This window comes from Polynucleobacter aenigmaticus (assembly GCF_002206635.1).
In the GTDB taxonomy this organism is placed as follows: domain Bacteria; phylum Pseudomonadota; class Gammaproteobacteria; order Burkholderiales; family Burkholderiaceae; genus Polynucleobacter; species Polynucleobacter aenigmaticus.
Genome location: NZ_NGUO01000020.1, coordinates 13618 through 30195, shown reverse-complemented (window position 1 = coordinate 30195; position 16578 = coordinate 13618). Strand labels below are relative to the sequence as shown.

The following is a 16578-nucleotide window of genomic DNA, read 5'->3' as shown; positions in this document are numbered from 1 at the left end:
GTTATGGCTATCGGCGCATACAACTGGCCCTCCGGAACGATGCTTGCTACCTCAACCACAAGACCGTACAAAAGCTCATGACTCAGTTAGGACTTAAATCGACTGTGAGGCCTAAGCGATATCAGTCTTATAAAGGCGCTATAGGTAAGGTAGCCCCAAACTTACTTGAGCGTAACTTTGGAGCAAGCAAACCCAATCAAAAGTGGGTGACCGATGTGACCGAGTTCAATATCAAGGGCGAGCGAGTGTACTTATCACCGATCTTAGATTTATATAACCAAGAGATCGTCTCCTATGAGATTGCTGATCGGCCACAGATTAGCTCAGTCATGCGGATGCTTCAAAGCGCATTTAAACAACTCAAACCAAAAGATAAACCCATGCTGCACTCAGACCAGGGCTGGCAATACCAGATGGGGCTTTATCAACAGGCCTTGCACAAGCAGGGCATTACTCAAAGCATGTCTAGAAAAGGTAACTGCTTAGACAACGCAGTTATGGAAAACTGGTTTGGGATTATGAAAACAGAGTTCTTCTATCGGAGGAGGTTTGAAAGTATCGAATCATTTAAAACAGAACTAAAGGAATACATCCACTACTACAACCATGATCGAATCAAACAAAAACTAAAGGGATTAAGTCCGGTAAATTACCGAACTCAATCCCTCGTGCTAACCTAACTAGACTGTCCAACTACTGGGGGTCAGTTCATGCGGGGTGGTTTTTTCTTTAGCAGTCACTTGCTCCAAAAAATTACTTTTTAATTTCTTGGGTGATATTTTGACGAGAATGTTTACGTTTTTCTAGTAAGCCAACTTTTCGATAAATCGTTTTTCCAGGTAGGTTAGATATTTCGAGTTGGCGATCACTCTCCCAGGCAATATTTGCCAACTTGGGGACGATGGAATAGCCTAGCCCTTGTCTTACTAGCTCAATGATGGCCTCTACGGAGTTCAGTTCCATACCTTCCTTGATAACTAGCTTGCTTGAGCGAATAGTTTGATTTACTAAATGACCAGTCCAGGTATTTCTCTCAAAACGAATAAATGGAAGATCGCCTGATAATCCCCTTGGCGCAGAGCCTTTTTTGTTTTTGACTGTTGGGTAAATCAAAACCATTGGTTCGGTATACAACTCAGTCCATTGAATATTCTGAGGTAATGCATAGGGGGATTCGGTAACAATGGCAGCATCTAAGCTTCCGTCTAGAACTTGATCTAGAAAATTACTCGACAAGCCTGCTACCAATTTCACTTCGAGGCTAGGGTAGCTTTGCTTAATTTTATTCAGGGTACTTCCAAAGGCCCCCATGAGCGTTGAAACTAGTGCGCCCAAGACAATGGTTCCGCTAAGTTCCGATTTGAAATCGGAGCCTAGGGCTTCGTAACGAGCAACAATATCCTGAATGGGCTCAATCAGTGATCTGCCTTGGTGATTCAGGCTAAGGGAGCGCTTTGTTCTATCAAATAATTCAACGCCAAGCTCTGACTCCAGTTGCTGTAACTGTTGACCGGCCGCTGCCGCAGTGAGACCAATTTCTTTTGCTGCAGATGCAACAGTCTTATGTCTGGTAATTGCCAGAAAGTTTTTAAGTACTCTTATGCTTGACATGGGTATATTTATATAAAGTTATTTTTTATCTCAAAGAAAATTATATTCGATTTATTTTTTACTATCTATCGATATAATGAGGCCATGTCCAATACAGATCTCAAAGTAAAAGTCTGGCGCGGTGCTCAAGAAGGTGAATTTGTTGAGTATGCAGTGCCACGTAATCCAAATCAAACGGTTTTGGATGTAGTGACCTATATTCAGCGCAAGTTAGATCCGACTCTGAGCTATCGCTTTGCTTGTCGAGTTGGTATGTGCGGCTCCTGTGCCATGACGGTTAATGGGGTTGCTCGATGGACTTGCCGCACTCATGTTTCTCAAATAGTTCAGGGTGATTCGCTGGAGATTGCACCGTTAAATAATCTTCCCGTGATTAAAGATCTTGCAACAGATATGCGGGAGTTCTTTAATAAATGGAAAGGGGCTGTTGGCTTCTTTAAGGGGGATAAAACCCGCCACGATGACTTTGCAAAGGTAGAGCCAGAGTCAAATGAACGTCAACTGGCTAATGCTGGTATTGAATGTATTGGTTGCGGTGTGTGTTATTCCTCTTGCGAGGTTGTTGAAAAACGCCCAAATTATCTTGGCCCCGCTGCCCTTAACCGTGCATGGACACTAACCAATGATGTGCGTGATGTCCAGCAATTGGATCGTCTGCGCGCCATTGCTGGAGATGAAGGTTGTCACGCATGTCACACACAGGGCTCCTGTACTGAGCGATGCCCTAAAAAACTAGAGCCTACAGCCAGTATTGCAGGGCTAAAAAAGTTGGTTGCAAGAGCTGCGGTACGGGGCAGTAAATGGGGTAAGTTATGAGTCAAGGAGTGTTGCAGGCGAAGCTTTGGTATGCCCAAAGAATTAGCGCAATGATCTTGGGTATTTGCGTCAGCATTCATCTCGTCATTATTTTTTACGCAATCCGAGGCGGCCTAACTGCAGAAGAAATTCTGGGGCGCACTCAAGGCAATATTGCATTTGCTATTTTTTATGAGATTTTTGTCTTGGCGTGTTTTGTGCATGCACCTATTGGGTTGGCAAATATTCTTGAGGAAACTTTCTCGAAAGGGATTGTTTCTAAACTTTTATCCTCCACGCTAGCAGTACTCATACTCGTGTTAGGCAGTCTTGCTGTGATCGGTGTATATACCGGAGGAAATTTATGAGTACTAGGCCAAAGCTTGACTTACGTGCAAAAAGCCATCTTTCCTATTTTGGTTATGCATGTCATCGCTTCTCTGGACTATTGTTAGCTTGCTTTATTCCTCTGCATTTTTTAATGCTATCCCAGTCATTGCGGGGCGCAAGTGGTTTTGAGCGCTATCTAGGATTAACGGATTTCTGGGTATTTAAATTTGGCGAGTGGGCGCTAGTTATTTTATTGGCCATACATTTAGTGGGCGGTATTCGACTGCTGATGATTGAGTTTGGTCCATGGCGCGGTCTTTTAAAGGCTTGGACGCAGGCAGCCATTTTGTTTGGCATTACTTGCGGCCTTTTATTTTTGTATTTAGCAAATTGATTGGGTGATGTTCTATGCAGTTACAAATGAATGTGGTTGAAGAGGCATGTAAAGAGTTGTATATCCGCGCTTTGAAAGTGCTTCCTGACGATGTCAAGGCTGGAATCGAGCGTCTCAATCAGAGCGAGTCAGATGCTCGTGCTCAGGTGGTATTAAAAACGATGATTACCAATATCACCGTTGCTGAGCGCGAGGACAATCTGCTTTGCCAGGACACTGGTTTGCCTATCTATAAGGTAAAGATAGGTCGTAATGTTCAGTTTGATGGTATGGAGTTAAAGGCTGCAATCCGTAAAGGTTGCGAGCGTGCAACCACTGAATATCCATTACGTTCTTCTGTGGTGCATCCAATTACTAGGAAAAATAATCACACCTCTTGCGGCATTGATATGCCAGCAATTAGCATTGACTTTTGTGATGGTGATCAGTTTTTGGAAATTGAGATGGTCCCAAAAGGAAGTGGCTCAGAAAATAATTCTTTTTTGAAGATGGCTATTCCTGCTGACGGAATCAATGGTGTTAAAGCCTTCGTGATTGAAAGCGTTGTCTCTGCTGGCGGCAAGACTTGCCCTCCAACTATTGTTGGCGTTGGCGTTGGTGGTACATCCGAGCAATGTGTCGCAATGGCTAAGCGTGCAGCTACGAGACCCTTGGGCAGCGCCTGTAGTGACGAAGAGGGGGCCAAGTTAGAGTTAGAGTTAACTGCTGCCGTGAATAGGCTAGGTATTGGTCCTCAAGGTTTAGGTGGTGATGGAACAGCCTTTGCCGTCCATGTTGAGTTGGCCCATACACATATCACTCTAAATCCAGTAGCAGTCAATATGCAGTGCCATTCTGCACGCAGAGCGCGTGCAACTTTTACGCCCAATGGCGTCACTTACGGGTTCTAGGAAACGACATGGCACATTACAACCTTTCAACTCCAGTTAGTGAGGCGGATATTCGTATGCTCCGCATTAATGACACGGTGACTTTGCAAAATACTTTATTCGGTATTCGGGATGCGACACAGATTCACTTGTTCGATAAGGGTCGAAAAACGCGCTTTGATTTGAATGGGCATGCAGTGATTCATACAGCCCCGAATGTGCGCAAGGTGGCAGTAAGTGAAGAGTTTCCAGCTGGCTATCAGCCTATTTGTATTGGCACGACTACATCTGATCGAATGGAGCGTTTTACCCGTCCATTGATGACTGAAAATGGCGTTCGCATGATTGTTGGTAAGGGCGGCATGCGCGAGGGATCTGCTGCGGCCTTTCAGGAAATCGGCGGTGTCTACTTGGCTATTATTGGTGGCACTGCAGCACTGGAAACAACTTGGATTGAGCAAATTGAAGATGTGGATATGGATGATCTCAATCCTGAGTCGCTTTGGCGCTTTAAGATCAAAGACTTCGGCCCATTGCTCGTAGCAATGGATAGTCATGGCGGCAGCATCTATCAAGAAGTGAGAGCTGATGTTGCGCGCAATAAAGAGGCCGTACTCAAGAGTTTAGGAATTCAATCATGAGTATTGCCACCCATGAAACGGATATTTTAATTTTAGGTTCTGGTGGCGCGGGACTCTTTGCGGCCCTACATGCCCATCAAACTAATCCTGATTTGCATATCACTATTGCCGTCAAGGGCTTGCTTGGAAAATGCGGCTGTACTCGGATGGTACAGGGCGGTTACAACGTTGCATTGGCTGAGGGTGACTCCGTTGAACGTCACTTTATGGATACGATTGAAGGTGGCAAGTGGTTATCAGACCAGGACCTTGCTTGGACCTTAGTTTCTAAGGCTGTTGAGCGTATTCATGAGCTTGAGAATGAATTGGGCTGTTTTTTTGATCGCAATCCAGATGGGACCGTTCATCAAAAGGCATTTGCTGGGCAAACCTTTGACCGCACCGTACATAAGGGCGATTTAACTGGTATTGAAATTATTAATCGACTGGCTGAACAAGTATGGTCCAGGGGAATTGATCGTTTAGAAGAGCATCGAGCTGTAGAGCTTATTCACAGTACCGATGGAAAATCTATCGCTGGCGTGTTGATGCTCAACATGCAGACTGGCCAGTTCACGCTAGTGCGAGCTAAGGCAGTGCTCTTGGCCACTGGTGGTGGTCCTACTATGTATAAATATCACACCCCATCCGGAGATAAAAGCTGCGATGGCTTAGCAATGGCCTTAAGGGCGGGATTAACCTTGCGCGATATGGAGATGGTGCAATTTCATCCAACTGGACTTCTTGCTGGTTCGGACACCCGTATGACAGGTACAGTTTTAGAGGAAGGTCTGCGTGGCGCTGGCGGTTACTTGCTCAATGGTAATCATGAGCGTTTCATGGGGAACTACGATCCCCGCAATGAGCGCGCCACACGAGATATTGTTTCTAGATCCATTAATTCTGAAATTCGGGCTGGTAGAGCAACGCCAAATGGCGGTGCTTATATTCAAATGAGTCACCTTGGCCCAGATAATGTTCGTAAGCAGTTCAAGGGCATGGTAGAGCGTTGTGCTGATAGTGGTTTTGACTTAGCGGGTGATTTAGTTGAGGTTGTGCCAACAGCGCATTACATGATGGGTGGTTTAGTTTTCAAAAAAGATTGCAGTACTGAATTGTCTGGGCTCTTTGCTGCAGGCGAGGATACCGGTGGTGTTCATGGAGCAAATCGCCTTGGCGGAAATGGTGTTGCAAACTCAACGGTATATGGCGGCATCGCAGGCGAGGAAATGGCGCGTTGGGTTGGCTCCAAAAATTTGCAAGAGTGCAATATGGAGGAGGTTTTTTCTAGCATCAAGGCGCATGAAGCGCCATTAGAAAGACCGGCGGGCGATATTGAATTGATTCGTGATGCTCTAGCGGAATGCATGTGGGATGACGTGGGAATATCCAGAACTAAAGAAAGTTTGCTACGAGCTCGCACTAAGCTGGATCAGTTGGGTCAGCAGCTAGATCAAATGGGAGTGGGCGACATTCAGAGGCAGTACAGTGTTACATGGCAGGATTGGATGAATTTAAACAATCTCATTTTGGTGAGTAAGTCTGTGACAGAAGCAGCTATCTCTCGTGAAAACTCTAGAGGCGCTCACTATCGCGATGATTTCCCTGAGCCGGGATCCTTGCAAGAGTCTTATTTCACTGCAGTTCAGTTGAGTGAGCAGGGTTTGCGTATTGAAAATAGACCCATTCAATTTACGATGGTCAAACCAGGCGAAACAATCTTAGTTGAGACTTAATTATTTTTGAACTAATTGAACCCCTCTCATTTACGCTAGCGGTATTGGTAGTCTTATGTGCATTTTTCATCTTCGGGGTTTCTGGATTTGGATCTTCGATAGTATCTGTGCCCTTGCTAGTTCAGGTGTATCCCCTGAGGGTAGTTGTGCCGATGATGGTAGTCATCGATATTTGCGCCTCTCTTTATGTAGGTAGAAAATCCTATGGCGATGCCAATATTCAAGAGTTGAAATGGTTATTCCCATTCAGTTTGATGGGGATGGTGTTGGGCATCTTCTTGCTAGTTGAGGCGCCCAGTGAACCATTGTTGCTAATACTTGGTTTATTTGCTGCTATTAATGGTGTGCGGGTTTTGGTTCAGAGAAATATTGAGTCTCGGGATCCAATTAGCAAATGGTGGGCAGTGCCATTTGGGTTTTTTGGTGGTGCATTTACTGCCCTGTTTGCCACGGGTGGCCCGATATACGTTTCCTATCTTGGGTTAAGAATCAATAATCCCAAGGTGCTTCGCGCAACTATGGCCTTTGCCATTTTTATGTTGACATTCTTGCGCCTCACCTTAATGTTAGTCACTGGACTGATATTGAGTTGGCAGGTGATTGGCCTCGCCATTTTATTAATGCCAGTAGCATTCCTGGGTATCTGGAGTGGAACACATATTCATACCAAGCTAAGTAATGCTGCTATGCGTATAGCCTATGGCTCAATTTTAGTATTTTCAGGTGCAATGCTTTTAGTACGACAAATCACCTAATTCATTTACTCTTACAAATAAAAAAGCGAGGATAAAATCCCCGCTTTTTTATTTTCCAGCAAGCTTCTTACTGGGCGCTAATGTTGCGACCCTTAATGACCTTTTCCCAATTGACCGACTCAGCTTTGATTTGAGCATCAAATTCTTTTTGGGTATTTACTACGGCTGTCAAACCGTTGAGATCTAGGCTCTTCTTCATTGCCTCGGAATTCACTGCCTTTAGGGTTGCGTCATAAATCTTATCGGTAATGACCTTGGGCGTATTAGCTGGAGCGACTAAGCCGAACCAACCAGTACTTTCAAAGCCAGGTATACCGCTTTCGGCAACTGTTGGAACATCTGGAAATTGCTTAATCCGCTTGGCACTAGTGACTGCAATTGGCTTGATTTGACCGGCCTTAGCAAAACCCGTTGCCGCAGTTAAGTTGCCAACCATAAAGTCTATCTGTCCTGAAACAAGATCATTGATAGCGGCAGACTCACCTTTGTAGGGCACATGGGTCGCGGGGATATTGGCGGCATAATTGAGATTCTCAGCGGCCATATGCACTTGGCTACCAATACCTGCAGATCCGAAATTCAAATCTTTGGCTTTGGCATAAGTGATGAACTCATTGAGGTTTTTGGCAGGGATTTTGGTGCTCACAGATAGCAACATTGGACCGCTAGCAACATTGGTGATGTTGATAAAATCCTTGCTGTAGTTCACTGGCAATTTCTTATACAAGTAAGAATTGACGGTAAGCATGCTTCCAGAGGCAAGCATGATGGTGTAACCATCGGCTGGAGATTGAGCTACGAATTCAGCTGCAATATTGCCGCCAGCCCCTCCTTTATTTTCAACAATAACGTTTTGCCCTAGATCCTTTGTCAGCTGCTGTGCTAGGAGTCGACCAAGAATATCTGTGGTTCCTCCTGCTGCAAATGGGATCACCAATTTAATTGGCTTAGTTGGCCAAGATTGCGCTGTTGCTAGTTGCGGTAAAGCAAGGGTGATGGCCCCTGCAAGTAATACTAAGCGCCTACTTAATTTATATTTTTCAATCTTAAACATCGATGACCTCCAGTGGTAATTTAATCTTTGTATCTTAGCTACTTAGACATCAAAAAATACGCTTTGTTGCTATTTAATAGTTATATGCTTATGCGTTACTGCCGTCTCCTCCGGTCATCGTAAGTCGCTACTTTGTATTCGTTGCGCTGCACAATGAACTGGTTGTTGCAAGATATCTAAATCATCTATATGATTCAAATATGTTGTTCATTTTGATCCTTAAAGCCAAGTCTAGTCAAGCCCTGAATACCCTGCGTTTTGAGGGGGCGAGTTTGGTCAGCACAGCCTTGTGGGGATGCGCATGAATCTGACGTATCCAGAAATGGTTGAGCTGGCAGATTTAGGCCTTAGGGCTTCTGGTTTAGATACAAAGGCAGCTTACGAAACTGCGCAATTTCTTGCGTTAGCAGAATTAGATGGATTGGCATCTCACGGTTTAGCAAGAGTTGCCCAATACGCTGCACATGCAAAAAATGGGCGCATTGAGTTGGCCTCAAAAATTAAAGTGAGGCCATTCAAGACATCGGCCGCTTTAGTTGATGCACGTGATGGATTGGCATTCCCAGCGCTACGATTTGCTACAGACCTTTCTGTAAATTTGGCATCTAAGAATGGTCTTGGCTTGGTGGCTGTAACCAATAGCCATCATTTTGGTGTGGCGGGTCACTATGTTGAGGCTGCTGCTCGTGCAGGCTATATCTCGCTATTATTTGGCAATACTCCTGCGGCTATGCCCATGGTGGGTGGCACTAAGGCAATTTTCGGAACCAATCCTTTAGCTGCAGCTTTCCCAGTTACAAACAGCGATCCCCTAGTAATTGATATGTCACTTTCTGCAGTTGCCCGTGGAAAGTTATTAGTTGCAGCAAAAAATGGTGAGCAGATCCCAGAGGGGTGGGCTTTGACTGCAGATGGTAAGCCAACCACGAATCCCCAAGAGGGTTTAAAGGGCTTGATGGTTCCGCTGGGTGGCGATAAAGGCGCTTTGCTTGCCCTCATCGTTGAATTGCTAGTGGTTGGACTCTCAGGCAGTAGATTTTCTTATGAAGCAGATTCATTTTTTGACCCCAAGGGTAATCGTCCGCGGATCGGTCAATTAATTCTCACTATTGACACTGGACTAGCTGGCTCTTCAGTTTTCGCAAGCAGAATGAGCGATTTTTTGCAGACTTTAGCCGAAGATTCAGGGACGCGTCTCCCAGGTCAACGACGATTCAAGCAGCGTGCTGCAGGCTTTAAGAATGGCATCTCAGTTTCTGATGTAGTTGTGGAAGAAATTCAGACTGGTATTCGCCAGTCATGGACTAGGTAGTTTTTTATAAACGAGATTATTGAGGAGATAGTAATGATCCACTTTGTCGTGCATGAGCCAGCAGATGGCGTAGGTGTAGTGGTAGTTGAAGGTGTAAAAGCTGGGACTGATTTGATTGGCTGGGTGATGGATGGCGACCTCACTTTAAATATCAAGTCTGAAAGTGATATTCCAATTGGCCATAAAATTTCATTGAACGATTTCAAGCCAGGCGATACGGTGATGAAATACGGCGTTGATATTGGCAAGGTAGTAGCCCCAATTAAAAAAGGCGAACACCTTCACGTACAAAACGTAAAAACTAAGCGCTGGTAATCCAGATCCTTATTTACCTATTCATTGAAAGAGATAAAAATGACTAATTTGAAAGACGCGACCTTTTTAGGTTATCGCCGTGAAAACGGCCGCATGGGTATTCGTAACCACGTATTAATTTTGCCTTTAGATGACTTATCTAACGCTGCTTGTGAAGCAGTTGCTAATAACATCAAAGGAACAATGGCAATTCCTCACTCCTATGGTCGTTTGCAGTTCGGGGCTGATTTGGATTTGCATTTCCGTACACTAATTGGCACCGGCTCCAATCCAAACGTTGCTTCAGTGGTTGTTATCGGTATTGAGCCACAGTGGACAAAAATTGTCGTTGATGGAATCAAGGCGTCTGGTAAGCCGGTGGAAGGCTTCTGGATCGAAGGTAACGGCGATACAGCTACGATTGCATCGGCAAGCAAGTCTGCCTACAATATGGTGAAGCATGCATCTAAGCAAAAGCGTATTTCCGCTCCTTTATCAGAGTTATGGGTGTCTACAAAATGCGGTGAGTCCGACACTACTTCTGGTTGCGGTGCTAACCCAACTGTTGGTGATGCTTTTGACAAGCTCTACGAGATTGGCTCTACATTAGTTTTCGGTGAGACTACTGAGTTAACTGGTGGCGAGCATTTGGTAGAGGCACGTTGCCGTACTCCCGAGGTGAAGAAAAAGTTCCGCGAAATGTTTGATCGTTATCAAGATGTGATTGAGCGTCATAAAACAAGCGATCTGTCTGATTCTCAGCCGACCAAGGGCAATATCGCTGGTGGTTTAACTACCATCGAAGAGAAGGCTTTGGGGAATATCCAAAAAATTGGTAAGAAATGTATTGTGGATAGCGTTTTAGACAAGGGTGAAGAGCCAACAATTCCTGGTTTGCATTTTATGGACTCCTCTTCAGCCGCTGCTGAAATGGTGACCTTGTGTGCCGCCGCTGGTTTTGCTGCACATTTCTTCCCAACAGGGCAGGGCAACGTGATTGGCAATGCCATTCTTCCGGTGATTAAGATTTGTGCCAATCCTAAGACTGTTCGTACTATGGGTGAGCATATTGACGTTGATGTATCTGGTCTTTTGCGCCGTGAAGAGAATATGGATGAGGCGGGTAATAAGTTGTTGGATTGCTTAATGCGTACTGCTGATGGCGAATTGACTGCTTCTGAGATTCTTGGTCACCGTGAGTTTGTATTAACTCGTTTGTACGAATCAGCGTAAGCCTTAAGTATGAAATCCCTGACCGCCTATCAAGAAGTTAAGCAAAAGATTACAGAGGATCTGGTCAGGGGTCGATATCCTATGGGGCAGGCATTACCTGCTGAAAAGGATTTATCGAAAGAATTGGATGTATCTATAGGAACCCTGCGAAAAGCGGTGGACGAGTTAGTCGCGGAAGGTATCGTGGTTCGTCGCCAAGGCAGGGGCACCTATGTTGTTGAGCATGACTTAAAACGACTTTTATATTATTTTTTCCATGTCGTTAAACATGATGTTGAAAAAAAGGTTTATCCCAAGGTTGAGCTAGTCTCTTTGAATGGTGTTGCTGCCAGCAAAGAAGAGGCAAGTAAGTTGCAAATTAAAGAGGGATCTCCTGTTTGGAGAATTACGAATCGTCTCTCGCTGGAGGGGAAATGCGTCATGATTGATCAAATTACCCTTGATAAAAAAAGATTTAAAAAATTAACGCGTGCAGATTTTATAGAGCGCACGGGCAGTATTTATCAGATGTATCAAATGGAGTATGGCCAAACTGTCGTTCGTAGTAGCGAGCGATTACGTGCTGGACTGGCAGGGAAACAACATGCTGAGTGGTTAGGATTAAACCCGGACTCACCTGTTTTAATTATTAGGAGGGTCGCATTCGGACTTCAAGATGAGCCATTGGAATGGCGCGTCTCAACACTCAATACTAGCCAACATGAGTATTTCAGTGAGTTGGTGGTCTAAAGCCTCATGTTCAGAGTAATGCAAAAAAACATCCCAGGCTTGATGGTTTGTCTTGTCATTGCGATGTCGACTAGTTTTTTATCGGATAACTATGGCGGCCCTCAATTACTTTATGCCTTATTGATCGGCTTATCCCTTCATTTTTTATATCTTAACGAGACAGTAAAGCCGGGAATCGATTTCTGCGCAAAAACTGTTTTGCGTTTAGGTGTTGCATTCTTAGGCATTCGCATTACCTTCGCCGATATTAGCGCGATTGGTCTTAATACTGGCTTGATGGTTATATTTGCTGTGGCCACCACAGTGTGTCTTGGTTTTTTCTTGGCTAAATTCTTGAAGCTGTCTCCTGATTTTGGCTTGATTGCGGGTGGCTCTGTAGGTATTTGCGGGGCATCTGCAGCGCTAGCAGTCGCCTCGGTATTGCCTAAAACTAAGGAGAACGAGAGATTTACATTGCTGGTAGTAGTGGGCGTCACGGTGCTCTCAACTATTGCAATGGTAGTGTATCCATTCGCCCTGCAGTTACTGAACATCAATTCTTTGTCAGCAGGGATCTTCCTGGGCGCAACGATTCATGATGTGGCTCAGGTAGTTGCAGCCGGCATGTTGTTTGGTCCCGAGGCAGGTGATGTTGCAACAGTGGTTAAATTATTTCGTGTCGCTTTGTTACTGCCAGTCGTCTTATTTATTTCTATTTTCTTTGGCGCTGAAAAATCTTCTCAGCGCTTAGGCTGGGGCAGCCTTCGTTTGATTCCGACATTCCTATTGGGATTTGTGGCGCTCTCAGTGGTTGCATCAATGCAGATTTTGCCAAGCTCGGCAACCCACTTTATTGGCAGCATATCCCGCTGGATGTTGGTCATTGCAATCGCCGCAGCTGGACTAAAAACTAACTTTCAAGAGTTGGCTAAGTTGGGATGGCAACCGGTAGTGATGTTAGTTGTTGAGACCATATTTATAGCGGCAATTGGCCTCTCATTTATTCTCTGGATGTCCTGAGTAAGTTTAAGCTAAGGCCTTACGAATCATTCCGGCTGCAACTGTATGGTTAGTGGCTTCATCAATCAATATAAAGGCCCCAGTTTTTTGAGATTGGCTAAATAAATCAGCCGCAATTGCCTTTTGTAATACAAAGTCCACTCGTCCGATTTCATTGGCGATCAAGGGGTGTGTTTCAAGGGCATGAGACAGTGTTTGAACATCCAGGACTTGCTGGATCCCTTTAACCTTAGCGCTAATAGTGTTTGTGGTGTGCCGCAGGGCGTACTTTCGACTCAGGGACAATGGCTCGGTGTCGAGCCAGCAGAGATCAGCAGAGATCAGCTTGCTTAGTATTGGCGGGTTACTATCTTGGGCGCTAATGAATAAGCAACCCCTAGAAACATCGATATCTTCAACCAGACTAATCGCAACAGCCTCACCTGTTTGAGCGGACTTCACTTCATTATTTGCATTGGCTGGATCGCGATTGGATTGATTGCCTAAATAAATCTTCGAAACAGTTGCCTCTCGATTTTCTGGAAGGACTGTAATTTTTTGACCCACACAAATACTTCCGGACTCGATTTGACCAAGGTAAGCACGCAAGTCGTCGGAAGCACTGCCATCCTGTCGGGCAACATACTGCACCGGAAAGCGTAAACCAGTTTTCTCTGACTGTGGGCTAGTGTCTAGACTCTCTAGCCACTGCAGTAATGTAGGGCCTTTGTACCAGGGAGTATCTTTACTAGCGGTCACTACGTTTGCACCTAATAAGGCCGACATCGGAATTAAAGTAGGATCAGGTAGGCCAATTTTTTTGGTCAAATCTTCAATTGCTATTTTGATGGTATCAAATACTTTCTCATCAAAATTGAGTAAGTCCATCTTATTTACAGCAAAGACTACATGTCGCAGGCCCAGTAAATGCACAATTGCTGCATGGCGCTTGGTTTGCGCCAATAAGGTGGCTGGGTTGGTATTGAGATCAACACGGGTTGCATCAACCAAAATCACTGCTACATCGGATTGCGATGCGCCTGTTACTAGGTTGCGTGTGTATTGCTCATGTCCTGGTGCGTCGGCCACGATGAACTTACGTTTTGGGGTTGAGAAATAGCGATAGGCCACATCAATGGTGATGCCTTGCTCACGCTCAGCTTCAAGACCGTCGGTGAGTAGTGCTAAGTCAACACCCGCATCCGATGAGGTCACACGTGCATGCTTGGTTTTCGATAAAGACTCAAGCTGGTCTACCAAAATAGATTTGGTGTCGTAGAGTAAGCGGCCAATGAGGGTGCTTTTACCATCATCAACGCTACCAGCAGTGATGAAGCGAACAACATTTTGGTGTTGAGTTTGATTGTTAGTCATTAGAAGTAACCTTCTTTCTTACGGCGCTCCATCGAGGCCTCATTGGTTTGATCATCCATGCGAGTGGCGCCACGTTCTGTGATTTCAGTAATGGCGGTTTCAGCAATGATGTCGATAGGAGTGGCGGCGGTACTGAGTACTGGGCAGGTACAGCTAATATCGCCTACGGTACGGAAACGAACACTCAATACTTCGCTGATATCACCAGGTGCTTTAGGGGTGATATTGGTAACAGGCACCAAGAGTCTATTTTTGCGCACCACTTCGCGCTTATGCGTGTAATAAATACTAGGAAGCACTAATTTTTCACGAGCGATATATTGCCAGATATCGAGCTCAGTCCAATTGGAGATTGGAAACACACGCATATTTTCCCCTTTGGCAATGCGAGCGTTATATAGATTCCAGAGCTCTGGACGTTGTGCTTTAGGATCCCATTGACCGAATTCGTCGCGGAAAGAGAAGATGCGTTCTTTAGCTCTCGCCTTTTCTTCGTCACGGCGTGCACCACCCATGAGGGCGTCGAACTCGTGTTCAGCAATTGCCTCAAGCAAAGTAACCGCTTGAGCGGCGTTACGAGAATCCGTTTCTTTACGAAGACGTACAGTACCTTTTTTGATGGACTCTTCAACGTGGCCAACAATGAGTTTCACACCGGTTTTTTCAACTACAGCATCGCGATAAGCGATCACCTCTGGATAGTTGTGGCCAGTATCAATATGCAAAATAGGGAATGGGAGTTTTACTGGACGATCACCAAATTGGAAGGCTTTGCGAGCCAGGTGAAACATCACAATCGAATCTTTACCGCCTGAGAAAAGCATTGCAGGATTTGCGCACTGCGCTACAACTTCGCGAATAATGTAGATCGACTCAGCCTCAAGCCAATCTAAGTGGTCATCTAGTAATTTCTGTTCTTGCATTCTGTAACTCGTTCTTTACTAAGTTTTACTGCTTTAATAATCAAGGTTTTATTTATTAACGTGTAAGCCACATTCTTTGCTGTCGCTCTGCAACCACCACCAGCGTCCCGCTCTAATATCCTCACCTTTTTTGACTTGGCGGGTGCAGGGCTCACAGCCAATGCTGGGATAGCCTTTGAGGTGCAAGGGGTGAATAGGTACATTTTCTTGTTTGATATAAGCCCAGATATCCGCTTCGGTCCAGTCAAACAAGGGGTTGAACTTTGTAATTCCTCTCGCATCATCTAATTCTTCGAAATGGAGTTCAGTACGCGTAGTCGATTGCCCGCGTCTTTGGCCCGTGAGCCAAGCGTCAGCGCCGAGTAGGGCAGCGTTCAACGGTTTTATCTTACGAGCGCCACAGCATGCTTTCTTGGGCCCTTCGCCATCATAAAAGCCATTCATGCCGTATTGGTCGATAAAGGCTTGCACATCAGTATCTTCTGGATAAACTTTTTGAATCGCAAGCCCATAATGATCTTCAGTAGTCTTGGCCATATCCACGGTTTCCTGATGAAGTCGACCGGTGGCCAAGGTAAAGAATTGAATATTGGCTTTGGATTGGGCAATCGCATCGGTAATCGCCATATCCTCTGCAGCTAAACTCGTAGCAAAGCGAACATCGGAAAAGCGCGCAGTAATATCGAGTAAGCGTTGCTTGAGGGTGACTATCTTCTCTGCAAGTGCGGCAGCAGATAGATTGCTTTCTGGAATAGACCAAAAATCTGGCTTGATCATGAGGACACCAGCTTTAATCCAACCAAGAACAGTGTTCCCGCGAGGGTGGTTCTAGTCGCCCGCTCCGATAGGATGCTTGATAATTTTGCGCCTAGCCAAATAGCGGGAACAGACCCAATGAGTAATCCGAACAATAGGTCAAAATGGACATTGCCAAGCCACCAATGTCCAAGCCCAGCCAACGCGGTTAAAGGAACTGCATAAGCTATATCAGTCCCTGCCACTTCAGAGGCTTTTAAGTGTGGGTATAACAATAAGATGAGGGTCGCACCAATTGCTCCAGCGCCAATTGATGAGACTGTTACAAGAACTCCGATGACTGCCCCAACGCTAATGGTTGACATCTTTAGAGCCGCACCCGTAGGGAGATATCGTGGGTTCTCTTGAACCCATCTCAGAATCTTTGCCCTGAAAAGAAGGGATGCAGCTGTTAATAAAACAGAGATTCCAATGGAAAGGCTAATGAGGTGATTCCAGTCTTTAGAAACTGGCCCAACATATCTCAGAATGAGGATTGAAAATATTGCGGTGCAAATACTGCCGATGCAGAGTAGGCGAACAATATCCCAGCGCACATTGCCATGAAGACGATGTGCGGCAGTGCCAAATCCTTTTGTAATTGCTGCAAATGCAAGATCTGTTCCTACTGCCGCTGTTGGGGCAACTCCAAAGAAAAGCGTTAGCAAGGGCGTCATAAGTGATCCGCCGCCTACACCAGTCATGCCAACTAGAAGGCCGACGAGCGCGCCAGAAATGATGAAATGTGATGAATCTAGTAAAAAGTGAATCATGAG

The 16578-nt window shown here is 45.3% G+C and carries 19 protein-coding genes; 13 read left to right on the top strand and 6 right to left on the bottom strand.

Going from position 1 to position 16578, the window contains the following annotated elements:
* Positions 1-680, top strand: a 680-nt coding sequence (locus CBI30_RS10300; RefSeq protein WP_143744389.1) for an IS3 family transposase, incomplete at its 5' end; no start/stop codon positions are given.
* Between the two features lie 73 nt (positions 681-753).
* Here the strand turns inward: CBI30_RS10300 and CBI30_RS10295 are convergent.
* Positions 754-1611 carry a LysR family transcriptional regulator gene (locus CBI30_RS10295; protein ID WP_088528209.1) on the bottom strand — a complete coding sequence of 286 codons (858 nt, stop codon included), beginning with the start codon at positions 1609-1611 and terminating at the stop codon, positions 754-756.
* An 84-nt stretch (positions 1612-1695) separates the two neighbouring features.
* Here CBI30_RS10295 and CBI30_RS10290 point away from each other — a divergent pair, with 84 nt between their 5' ends.
* Genes CBI30_RS10290 through CBI30_RS10260 form a run of 7 tightly spaced genes read left to right on the top strand, consistent with a single transcriptional unit; the run spans position 1696 to position 7110 of the window.
* Positions 1696-2427 carry a succinate dehydrogenase/fumarate reductase iron-sulfur subunit gene (locus tag CBI30_RS10290; RefSeq protein WP_088528208.1) on the top strand — a complete coding sequence of 244 codons (732 nt, stop codon included), beginning with the start codon at positions 1696-1698 and terminating at the stop codon, positions 2425-2427.
* Positions 2424-2774, top strand: coding sequence for a succinate dehydrogenase (locus CBI30_RS10285; protein ID WP_088528207.1), 351 nt, complete (start codon positions 2424-2426; stop codon positions 2772-2774). Before CBI30_RS10290 ends, CBI30_RS10285 begins: the two co-directional genes overlap by 4 nt.
* Positions 2771-3130 carry a succinate dehydrogenase, cytochrome b556 subunit gene (gene sdhC, locus CBI30_RS10280; RefSeq protein ID WP_088528206.1) on the top strand — a complete coding sequence of 120 codons (360 nt, stop codon included), beginning with the start codon at positions 2771-2773 and terminating at the stop codon, positions 3128-3130. The genes CBI30_RS10285 and sdhC overlap by 4 nt, the downstream gene beginning before the upstream one ends.
* A gap of 14 nt (positions 3131-3144) precedes the next feature.
* Positions 3145-4020 carry a fumarate hydratase gene (locus CBI30_RS10275; protein ID WP_088528205.1) on the top strand — a complete coding sequence of 292 codons (876 nt, stop codon included), beginning with the start codon at positions 3145-3147 and terminating at the stop codon, positions 4018-4020.
* Positions 4021-4028: 8 nt separating this feature from the next.
* Positions 4029-4640, top strand: a complete 612-nt coding sequence (locus CBI30_RS10270) for a fumarate hydratase C-terminal domain-containing protein (protein WP_088528204.1) — start codon at positions 4029-4031, stop codon at positions 4638-4640.
* Positions 4637-6355, top strand: a complete 1719-nt coding sequence (locus CBI30_RS10265) for an L-aspartate oxidase (protein ID WP_088528203.1) — start codon at positions 4637-4639, stop codon at positions 6353-6355. Before CBI30_RS10270 ends, CBI30_RS10265 begins: the two co-directional genes overlap by 4 nt.
* A gap of 44 nt (positions 6356-6399) precedes the next feature.
* Complete coding sequence (locus tag CBI30_RS10260) at positions 6400-7110, top strand: sulfite exporter TauE/SafE family protein (RefSeq protein ID WP_161492292.1); 711 nt, start codon at positions 6400-6402, stop codon at positions 7108-7110.
* Between the two features lie 67 nt (positions 7111-7177).
* Here the strand turns inward: CBI30_RS10260 and CBI30_RS10255 are convergent, their stop codons facing one another.
* Positions 7178-8164, bottom strand: a complete 987-nt coding sequence (locus CBI30_RS10255) for a Bug family tripartite tricarboxylate transporter substrate binding protein (protein WP_088528201.1) — start codon at positions 8162-8164, stop codon at positions 7178-7180.
* Positions 8165-8465: 301 nt separating this feature from the next.
* Here CBI30_RS10255 and CBI30_RS10250 point away from each other — a divergent pair, with 301 nt between their 5' ends.
* Genes CBI30_RS10250 through CBI30_RS10230 form a run of 5 tightly spaced genes read left to right on the top strand, consistent with a single transcriptional unit; the run spans position 8466 to position 12731 of the window.
* A complete protein-coding gene (locus tag CBI30_RS10250) occupies positions 8466-9476 on the top strand; it encodes an Ldh family oxidoreductase (protein WP_088528212.1) in 1011 nt (336 codons plus the stop codon).
* Between the two features lie 33 nt (positions 9477-9509).
* Positions 9510-9791, top strand: a complete 282-nt coding sequence (locus CBI30_RS10245; RefSeq protein WP_015421504.1) for an SAF domain-containing protein — start codon at positions 9510-9512, stop codon at positions 9789-9791.
* Between the two features lie 39 nt (positions 9792-9830).
* Positions 9831-11003: a UxaA family hydrolase gene (locus CBI30_RS10240; protein WP_088528200.1), complete on the top strand. Its 1173-nt coding sequence runs from the start codon at positions 9831-9833 to the stop codon at positions 11001-11003.
* 9 nt (positions 11004-11012) lie between these two features.
* Complete coding sequence (locus tag CBI30_RS10235) at positions 11013-11732, top strand: GntR family transcriptional regulator (RefSeq protein ID WP_088528199.1); 720 nt, start codon at positions 11013-11015, stop codon at positions 11730-11732.
* Between the two features lie 18 nt (positions 11733-11750).
* Positions 11751-12731, top strand: a complete 981-nt coding sequence (locus CBI30_RS10230) for a YeiH family protein (RefSeq protein WP_240553573.1) — start codon at positions 11751-11753, stop codon at positions 12729-12731.
* A 6-nt stretch (positions 12732-12737) separates the two neighbouring features.
* Here CBI30_RS10230 and CBI30_RS10225 read toward each other — a convergent pair whose 3' ends face one another.
* Genes CBI30_RS10225 through CBI30_RS10210 form a run of 4 tightly spaced genes read right to left on the bottom strand, consistent with a single transcriptional unit; the run spans position 12738 to position 16575 of the window.
* Positions 12738-14084, bottom strand: a complete 1347-nt coding sequence (locus tag CBI30_RS10225) for a sulfate adenylyltransferase subunit 1 (RefSeq protein WP_088528197.1) — start codon at positions 14082-14084, stop codon at positions 12738-12740.
* Positions 14084-15007 (bottom strand): sulfate adenylyltransferase subunit CysD, encoded by a 924-nt coding sequence (cysD, locus tag CBI30_RS10220; RefSeq protein WP_088528196.1) that lies wholly within the window; start codon positions 15005-15007, stop codon positions 14084-14086. The genes CBI30_RS10225 and cysD overlap by 1 nt, the downstream gene beginning before the upstream one ends.
* Positions 15008-15055: 48 nt before the next feature.
* Entirely contained in the window at positions 15056-15784 is a 729-nt protein-coding gene (locus CBI30_RS10215) for a phosphoadenylyl-sulfate reductase (protein ID WP_088528195.1), read from the bottom strand.
* Complete coding sequence (locus CBI30_RS10210; RefSeq protein WP_088528194.1) at positions 15781-16575, bottom strand: sulfite exporter TauE/SafE family protein; 795 nt, start codon at positions 16573-16575, stop codon at positions 15781-15783. The genes CBI30_RS10215 and CBI30_RS10210 overlap by 4 nt, the downstream gene beginning before the upstream one ends.
* Between the last annotated feature and the right edge of the window lie 3 nt (positions 16576-16578).

Coding starts and splice junctions, on each gene's coding strand:
- CBI30_RS10255 (WP_088528201.1), bottom strand. CDS start 8,164: ATGTTTAAGATTGAAAAATATAAATTAAGTAGGCGCTTAGTATTACTT.
- CBI30_RS10270 (WP_088528204.1), top strand. CDS start 4,029: ATGGCACATTACAACCTTTCAACTCCAGTTAGTGAGGCGGATATTCGT.
- CBI30_RS10225 (WP_088528197.1), bottom strand. CDS start 14,084: ATGACTAACAATCAAACTCAACACCAAAATGTTGTTCGCTTCATCACT.
- CBI30_RS10265 (WP_088528203.1), top strand. CDS start 4,637: ATGAGTATTGCCACCCATGAAACGGATATTTTAATTTTAGGTTCTGGT.
- CBI30_RS10275 (WP_088528205.1), top strand. CDS start 3,145: ATGCAGTTACAAATGAATGTGGTTGAAGAGGCATGTAAAGAGTTGTAT.
- CBI30_RS10235 (WP_088528199.1), top strand. CDS start 11,013: ATGAAATCCCTGACCGCCTATCAAGAAGTTAAGCAAAAGATTACAGAG.
- sdhC (WP_088528206.1), top strand. CDS start 2,771: ATGAGTACTAGGCCAAAGCTTGACTTACGTGCAAAAAGCCATCTTTCC.
- CBI30_RS10240 (WP_088528200.1), top strand. CDS start 9,831: ATGACTAATTTGAAAGACGCGACCTTTTTAGGTTATCGCCGTGAAAAC.
- CBI30_RS10245 (WP_015421504.1), top strand. CDS start 9,510: ATGATCCACTTTGTCGTGCATGAGCCAGCAGATGGCGTAGGTGTAGTG.
- CBI30_RS10210 (WP_088528194.1), bottom strand. CDS start 16,575: ATGATTCACTTTTTACTAGATTCATCACATTTCATCATTTCTGGCGCG.
- CBI30_RS10215 (WP_088528195.1), bottom strand. CDS start 15,784: ATGATCAAGCCAGATTTTTGGTCTATTCCAGAAAGCAATCTATCTGCT.
- CBI30_RS10230 (WP_240553573.1), top strand. CDS start 11,751: ATGCAAAAAAACATCCCAGGCTTGATGGTTTGTCTTGTCATTGCGATG.
- CBI30_RS10290 (WP_088528208.1), top strand. CDS start 1,696: ATGTCCAATACAGATCTCAAAGTAAAAGTCTGGCGCGGTGCTCAAGAA.
- CBI30_RS10295 (WP_088528209.1), bottom strand. CDS start 1,611: ATGTCAAGCATAAGAGTACTTAAAAACTTTCTGGCAATTACCAGACAT.
- CBI30_RS10285 (WP_088528207.1), top strand. CDS start 2,424: ATGAGTCAAGGAGTGTTGCAGGCGAAGCTTTGGTATGCCCAAAGAATT.
- CBI30_RS10250 (WP_088528212.1), top strand. CDS start 8,466: ATGAATCTGACGTATCCAGAAATGGTTGAGCTGGCAGATTTAGGCCTT.
- cysD (WP_088528196.1), bottom strand. CDS start 15,007: ATGCAAGAACAGAAATTACTAGATGACCACTTAGATTGGCTTGAGGCT.